The sequence below is a fragment of the Micromonospora sp. NPDC049004 genome, from assembly GCF_040649315.1.
Classification (GTDB): domain Bacteria; phylum Actinomycetota; class Actinomycetes; order Mycobacteriales; family Micromonosporaceae; genus Micromonospora.
Map to the genome: position 1 here is coordinate 204,138 of NZ_JBEZFG010000005.1, position 7,160 is coordinate 211,297.

The 7,160-nt window shown below is 69.2% G+C and carries 5 protein-coding genes; all 5 read right to left on the minus strand.

What is annotated here, in order from left to right; translation table 11 throughout:
- Positions 1-132: 132 nt before the first annotated feature.
- Positions 133-3,564, minus strand: coding sequence for a DNA-directed RNA polymerase subunit beta (locus AB0B97_RS17170; protein ID WP_234583441.1), 3,432 nt, complete (start codon positions 3,562-3,564; stop codon positions 133-135).
- 573 nt (positions 3,565-4,137) lie between these two features.
- Positions 4,138-4,521 (minus strand): 50S ribosomal protein L7/L12, encoded by a 384-nt coding sequence (gene rplL, locus AB0B97_RS17175; RefSeq protein WP_007465324.1) that lies wholly within the window; start codon positions 4,519-4,521, stop codon positions 4,138-4,140.
- 52 nt (positions 4,522-4,573) lie between these two features.
- Positions 4,574-5,122: a 50S ribosomal protein L10 gene (rplJ, locus tag AB0B97_RS17180; RefSeq protein ID WP_007465325.1), complete on the minus strand. Its 549-nt coding sequence runs from the start codon at positions 5,120-5,122 to the stop codon at positions 4,574-4,576.
- Positions 5,123-5,481: 359 nt separating this feature from the next.
- On the minus strand, positions 5,482-6,171 hold the full coding sequence (locus AB0B97_RS17185) for a hypothetical protein (RefSeq protein ID WP_234583442.1): 690 nt from the start codon (positions 6,169-6,171) through the stop codon (positions 5,482-5,484).
- Positions 6,168-7,028: an ABC transporter ATP-binding protein gene (locus tag AB0B97_RS17190; protein WP_357494502.1), complete on the minus strand. Its 861-nt coding sequence runs from the start codon at positions 7,026-7,028 to the stop codon at positions 6,168-6,170. The genes AB0B97_RS17185 and AB0B97_RS17190 overlap by 4 nt, the downstream gene beginning before the upstream one ends.
- Positions 7,029-7,160 lie beyond the last annotated feature (132 nt).

Here is a 7,160-nt window from a genome sequence, read left to right on the forward strand (position 1 = left end):
GGTGGCGACTCATCCTTGGTCAGTCCTCTCTAATTTCTTTGAGTTTTCTTGTTGTCTGTCTTTTCCATTTCCTCCCCGTTTTCCGGGGGGGGGGGGGGGGGGCCCCCCCCCCCCCCCCCCCGACCGCTCACCTCAGACCTCTTCGACCGAGCTCGGCTCGCGCCGGGACAGGTCGATGCCCAGCTCCTCGGCGGCCCGGAACACCTCGTCGTCGGTCTCGCGCATCTCCAGGGCCACACCGTCGCTGGAGAGCACCTCAACGTTGAGGCACAGCGACTGCAGCTCCTTGAGCAGCACCTTGAACGACTCCGGGATGCCCGGCTCCGGGATGTTCTCGCCCTTGACGATGGCCTCGTAGACCTTCACGCGGCCGAGCACGTCGTCGGACTTGATCGTGAGCAGCTCCTGCAGGGCGTAGGCAGCGCCGTACGCCTGCATCGCCCAGCACTCCATCTCACCGAAGCGCTGACCACCGAACTGCGCCTTACCACCCAGCGGCTGCTGCGTGATCATCGAGTACGGTCCGGTCGAACGAGCGTGGATCTTGTCGTCGACCAGGTGGTTGAGCTTCAGGATGTAGACGTAGCCGACCGCGATCGGGTCGGGCAGCGGCTCGCCGGAACGACCGTCGAACAGCTGCGCCTTGCCGGTGCGCCCGATCAGCTGCTTGCCGTCCCGGTTGGGCAGGGTCGACTCGAGCAGACCGGAGATCTCCTCCTCGCGGGCACCGTCGAAGACCGGGGTGGCCACGTTGGTGTCACCCTCGGACTCGTGCGCGTCGATCGAGCGGAGCTGACGCTTCCATTCGGCGTCGTCACCCTCGACCTTCCACCCGGTCTTGGCGACCCAACCGAGGTGGGTCTCCAGCACCTGGCCGATGTTCATCCGGCTCGGCACGCCGAGCGGGTTGAGCACGATGTCGACCGGGGTGCCGTCCTCAAGGAACGGCATGTCCTCGATCGGCAGGATCTTCGAGATGACACCCTTGTTGCCGTGCCGGCCGGCGAGCTTGTCGCCGTCCTGGATCTTGCGCTTCTGGGCGACGTAGACCCGGACCAGCTCGTTGACACCCGGCGGCAACTCGTCGCCGTCCTCGCGGGAGAACGTGCGCACACCGATGACCGTGCCGGTCTCGCCGTGCGGCACCTTCAGCGAGGTGTCCCGAACCTCACGCGCCTTCTCACCGAAGATCGCGCGGAGCAGCCGCTCCTCCGGGGTCAGCTCGGTCTCGCCCTTGGGCGTGACCTTGCCGACCAGGATGTCGCCGGGGACGACCTCGGCGCCGATCCGGATGATGCCGCGCTCGTCGAGGTCAGCGAGCATTTCCTCGCTGACGTTCGGGATGTCGCGGGTGATCTCCTCCGGACCGAGCTTGGTGTCCCGGGCGTCGACCTCGTGCTCCTCGATGTGGATCGAGGTGAGCACGTCCTGCTGCACGAGGCGCTGCGACAGGATGATCGCGTCCTCGTAGTTGTGGCCCTCCCAGCACATGAACGCCACCAGCAGGTTGCGTCCGAGCGCCATCTCGCCCTCGTCGGTGCACGGACCGTCGGCGATGACCTGACCGGCCTCGACGCGGTCGCCCTCGAAGACGACCGGCTTCTGGTTGACGCAGGAGCCGGCGTTGGAGCGGCGGAACTTGTGCAGCAGGTACGTCCGGCGGTGGCCGTCATCCTGGTGGATGGTGACGTAGTCGGCGCAGAGATCCTCGATCACACCGCCGACCTCGGCGACAACCACGTCGCCGGCGTCGACAGCGGCCCGGTACTCCATGCCCGTACCCACGAGCGGCGCCTCGGCCTTGACCAGCGGCACCGCCTGGCGCTGCATGTTCGCGCCCATCAGTGCCCGGTTGGCGTCGTCGTGCTCGAGGAACGGGATCATGGCGGTCGCGACCGAGGTCATCTGCCGGGGCGAGACGTCCATGTAGTCGACGGCACCGGGGACGACGTCCTCGGTCTCGCCGCCCTTACGACGGCAGAGCACCCGCTCCTCGGCGAACGTGCCGTCCGCCTTCAGGCGCGCGTTGGCCTGGGCCTTGACGAACCGGTCCTCCTCGTCCGCGGTCAGGTAGTCGATCTGGTCGGTGACCCGACCCTCGACGACCTTCCGGTACGGCGTCTCGATGAAGCCGAACGGGTTGACCCGGGCGAAGGTGGACAGCGCGCCGATCAGGCCGATGTTCGGGCCTTCCGGCGTCTCGATCGGGCACATCCGGCCGTAGTGGGACGGGTGCACGTCGCGGACCTCGAAGCCGGCCCGCTCCCGGGACAGACCACCCGGGCCGAGCGCGCTCAGCCGACGCCGGTGGGTCAGGCCCGCCAGCGGGTTGGTCTGGTCCATGAACTGGGACAGCTGCGACGTACCGAAGAACTCCTTGATCGCCGCCACCACCGGGCGGATGTTGATCAGGGTCTGCGGGGTGATCGCCTCGACGTCCTGCGTGGTCATCCGCTCGCGGACGACCCGCTCCATGCGGGAGAGGCCGACCCGAACCTGGTTCTGGATCAGCTCACCCACGGTGCGCAGACGACGGTTGCCGAAGTGGTCGATGTCGTCGGCCTCGTAGCCGTCCTCACCGGCGTGCAGCCGGCACAGGTACTCCACGGTGGCGACGATGTCGTCCTCGGTCAGCGTGCCGGTGGTGATCGGCACGTCGACTTCCAGCTTCTTGTTGAACTTGTAGCGCCCGACCTTGGCGACGTCGTACCTCTTCGGGTTGAAGAAGAGGTTGTCGAGCAGGGTCTGGGCGTTCTCGCGCGTCGGCGGCTCGCCAGGGCGCAGCTTGCGGTAGATGTCGAGCAGGGCCTCGTCGGCGCCGGCGATGTGGTCCTTCTCGAGCGTGGTCATCATCAGCTCGGACCAGCCGAACCGCTCACGGATCCGCTCGGCCGACCATCCGATGGCCTTGAGCAGGACCGTGACGGCCTGCCGACGCTTGCGGTCGATACGAACGCCGACCGTGTCGCGCTTGTCGATGTCGAACTCCAGCCAGGCACCCCGACTCGGGATGACCTTGACGCTGGAGAGGTCGCGGTCGGAGGTCTTGTCCGGCTGCTTGTCGAAGTACACGCCCGGGGACCGGACGAGCTGGCTGACCACGACGCGCTCGGTGCCGTTGATGACGAAGGTGCCCTTGGGCGTCATCATCGGGAAGTCACCCATGAACACCGTCTGGCTCTTGATCTCGCCAGTGGTGTTGTTGGTGAACTCCGCGGTCACGAAGAGCGGAGCGCAGTAGGTCAGGTCCTTCTCCTTGCACTCCTCGATCGAGGCCTTGACCTCGTCGAAGCGCGGCGCCGAGAAGGAAAGTGACATGGTGCCGGAGAAGTCCTCAATGGGACTGATCTCTTCAAGGATCTCCGCGAGACCCGAGCGTGCGTGCGGGTCGTCCGCCGACCGGCCCTGCCAAGCCTCGTTGCCGACGAGCCAGTCGAAGGACTCGTTCTGGATGGCAAGGAGGTTGGGGACCTCGAGGTGTTCGGTGATCCTGCCGAATGAAACTCGGCGGGGAGCGAATGCGCTCGACGTACGACTGGTCTTCGCAGGGCGGGAAGCTGCCAAGATGCGTCCTTCCGAGGACCGGTGCTGCAGAACGGCTGGTACGCGTGCACTCCAATGACCCCACCAGAAATATCCGTAAACGGACATTTCCGAGCAGGGGTCAAGTCGGAAGGCAGCGCAAACTAGCAGTGTAGCCGAGAGGCTAACCGCTGTCCAGCCCACCCCGCAGGTCGTTCGCGGAACGCGCCTCGGCCCCCGTAAACCGGGGTCTGCCGGGCCGCTCAGAACGCAACGTCCCCACTGGGCCGCTCGGGTTGCCGCGGCCGTTGGTGCCGCCGCTGTCATTACCCACGTCGTGGCCGTCGCAAGCGCGGTGTCTTGCTGGTGTTCAGCGTGCCTGGCAGCCCGGGGCCGCGTCAAGGGCCGGTATCCGGGTCGTCGGTTCTTTCCCACCTGGGGGCGACCGGGTCGGCTCGTCCGGTGGTCGCGCATCGACCATCGACGCCCAGCTCAGGACGGTTGTCGCCCGATCCACGAAACACGGCGGGCAGCGATCCGTGTCGGATCACCGCCCGCCGCGACGCGATCGTGTCCCGGCTCACTGAGCCGGGCACGCGCAGGTGGAACGTCAGGTCACTTGAGGGTGACCTTGGCGCCCTCACCCTCGAGCTTCGCCTTCGCCTTCTCGGCGGTCTCCTTGTTGACCTTCTCCAGGATGGCCTTCGGCGCGGACTCGACCGCGTCCTTGGCCTCCTTGAGGCCCAGGCCGGTCAGCTCACGCACGACCTTGATGACCTGGATCTTCTTGCCACCGTCAGCCTCGAGGACGACGTCGAACTCGTCCTTCTCCGGCTCGGCCTCGGCGGCGGCCGGAGCGCCACCGGCGGCGGCAACCGCGACCGGAGCCGCGGCGGTGACCTCGAAGGTGTCCTCGAACTGCTTCACGAACTCGGAGAGCTCGATCAGCGTCATCTCCTTGAACGCGTCGAGCAGCTCGTCGGTGCTGAGCTTCGCCATATCTGGCGTCCTTTCTAAAGGTTGTCTAAGAACGTGGGTGCGCCGCGCGGCCTCAGGCCGCCTCGGCGCCCTCCTGCTCGCGCTTCTTGTCCGCCAGGGCGGCCGCCGCACGGGCGGCCTTGGAGAGCGGAGCCTGGAACAGGGCCGCGGCCTTGCTCAGGTTGCCCTTCATCGCGCCGGCCAGCTTGGCCAGCAGCACCTCGCGGGACTCCAGGTCGGCGAGCTTCGTGACCTCGGCCGCGGAAATGGCCCTGCCCTCGAAGACACCGCCCTTGATGACGAGCTTCGGGTTGGCCTTCGCGAAGTCGCGAAGCCCCTTCGCCGCCTCGACGACGTCGCCCGAAACGAAAGTCAGCGCGGTAGGACCGGTGAACAGCTCGTCGAGGCCGTTGATACCCGCGTCCGTCGCGGCACGCTTCGCCAGCGTGTTCTTCGCGACCGTGTAGCTGGTCTCGGCGCCGAGCGAGCGCCGCAGCTGGGTGAGCTGGGAAACCGTCAGACCGCGGTACTCGGTCAGCACGGTGGCGCCCGCGTTGCGGAAGCTCTCGGTCAGCTCAGCGACGGCCGTGGCCTTGTCGGCCCGGATCGGCTTGTCCGCCATGTCCCTCCTCTCTCGTTACTCGAGGCTGGTCCCCGAAACGGCCGAAGCCGGAGCGGGGGCGGAGGCAGCACGACAACGAAAAGCCCCGGCGCAGGGCGCACGGGGCGAGGGCCGGCGGATCGTCACGGTCGGCGGACCATGCTCACTGCCGAGTTACGCTTGCCGCCCTACGCGGGTCGCCCGTTGTCGCGGGACCTTCGACCGTGCCGGAGCACGGTGACCAGCGGTCTCTGGGTGGTTCCTCATCCATGGAAACACGGATGACTGTTGAAGAGTACGCGCCCCCACTACGAGCGCCAAATCGCCCCCGGTGAGCCCGCTCACACCGACCGTGGCTGGTTCACACCGACCGTGGCTGGTCAGCCCTGGGCCCGCCGCCGCCACAGGTAGCCGACGGTGACCGCCGCACTCCACGCCACCGCCCAGAGCGTGAGCCCGAGCAGGGTCAGGGCGGCGGCGTCACCCGCGGTCGTCCGCGCGGTGGCCATGATCGGCGGAACCAACCAGGGCGCCACCGAACCGCGCAGACCGAGCGCCACCGCGCCGACACCGCCGAGGGCCAGCACCGCCACGCCGTACGCGGCGCCGCCCACCGACGCCCGGCTGGCCAGCGCGCCCAGGGCAACCGCCGCGGGTACGGCCAGCAGATGCGCCCACAGCCCCAGCGCGATGCCGACCGGCACGGACCGGTCCCCCGGCTCGACCGGGCCGGTGACCCCGCCCACCAACCAGGGGAAGAGCAGCGCGACCGCCACCGCTACCAGCGCCGCCACGCCGGCCGCCAGGAGCCCGGCCAGGCGCTCCCGGGCCACCCCGACAGTCACCTGGGCGAGCCGGCGCTGCACGTCCGGCTCGATGTCCAGCAGGATCCTGGTCTGCCAGGCGAGCACCGGGAAGAGCACCACGGCCGAGACGCCGTACGCCTCGGCCGGCTGGGACCGGCCGCCGCCGTAGAGCGTGCCGAGCACGACGAGACCCGCGAGCAACGGCGCCAACGCCCGACCCGTCCGCAGGAAACCGGCCAGCCGCATCCGCACCAGGGCGGTCACCGGGCCTCCCCCGCCGCCTGCTCGACCGCGTCCGCGCCCGCGCCCTCGGGCTGGTCGGGAGCCGGTTCGCCCGTCGGCCGCAGCGGTGCGGCAGCGGGTCGGGCCTGTGGTGCGGTGGTGGAGGTGTCGGCGCGTACGCGAAGAATCTGGTGGCCCTCGGAGCGCAACCGGGCGACGGTGCTGGCGACCCGCGCGGCCGGCACCGCTACCTCGACCACCGCGATGGCCTCCTCGCCGGTCGGCGCGGTCTCCTCGGTCAGCACGCCTCCGGCCACCGACCAGCGGCGCGCGGCCGGCAGCCGGACCGTCTCCCCGCGGTGGTCGCTGACCAGGACCGTGCCGCCGTCGGCCAGCACCTCGTCGATCAGCTCGGGAACCAGCTCGCGGGTCGTGGCGTCGAGACCCTCCCACGGCTCGTCGAGCACCAGCAGGCTGGGTCGTCGCAGCATGGCCTGGGCGAGACCCACCTTCTGCGCGGTGCCCTTGGACAGCTCCGGAAGCCGCACCGAGCTGAACGCGTCCAGGCCGAGCCGCTGCGTCCAGGTGGTCACCGCCTTATCGGCGGCCGACCGCCCCAACCCGGCCACGCGGGCCATGCCGGTCAGGTAGCGAGAAACGGTGAAGGGCTGGTCGGCCGGAAAGCGCTCCGGCACCCAGCCCACCCGGACCGGCCGGTCGACGACCCGGCCCCGACCCGGCCGCAGCACCCCGGCAGCCACCTGGAGCAGCGTCGACTTGCCCACCCCGTTGCGGCCCAGGACGACCGCGACCTCACCCGGACCGATCCGCACGTCCACGTCCCGCAGCACCCACGGACCACGCCTGTGGTACCGCAACCAGACGTTCTCCAGCCGCATGCGGTCGAGCTTGCCACACCACAGACGCGCCGGGGGGGGGCCCCCCCAGGGGGGGGGCCCCCCGGCCGGGGGGCGGTTTTGGGGGAAGGCGCGGCCCGGGGGGAACCAACGGGGATGAAAAAAGTGGTGGGG

What these genes read in the sequence shown, in the direction of transcription:
- rplL (WP_007465324.1), bottom strand. Translation starts at nt 4,521, where the DNA reads ATGGCGAAGCTCAGCACCGACGAGCTGCTCGACGCGTTCAAGGAGATG.
- rplJ (WP_007465325.1), bottom strand. Translation starts at nt 5,122, where the DNA reads ATGGCGGACAAGCCGATCCGGGCCGACAAGGCCACGGCCGTCGCTGAG.
- AB0B97_RS17190 (WP_357494502.1), bottom strand. Translation starts at nt 7,028, where the DNA reads ATGCGGCTGGAGAACGTCTGGTTGCGGTACCACAGGCGTGGTCCGTGG.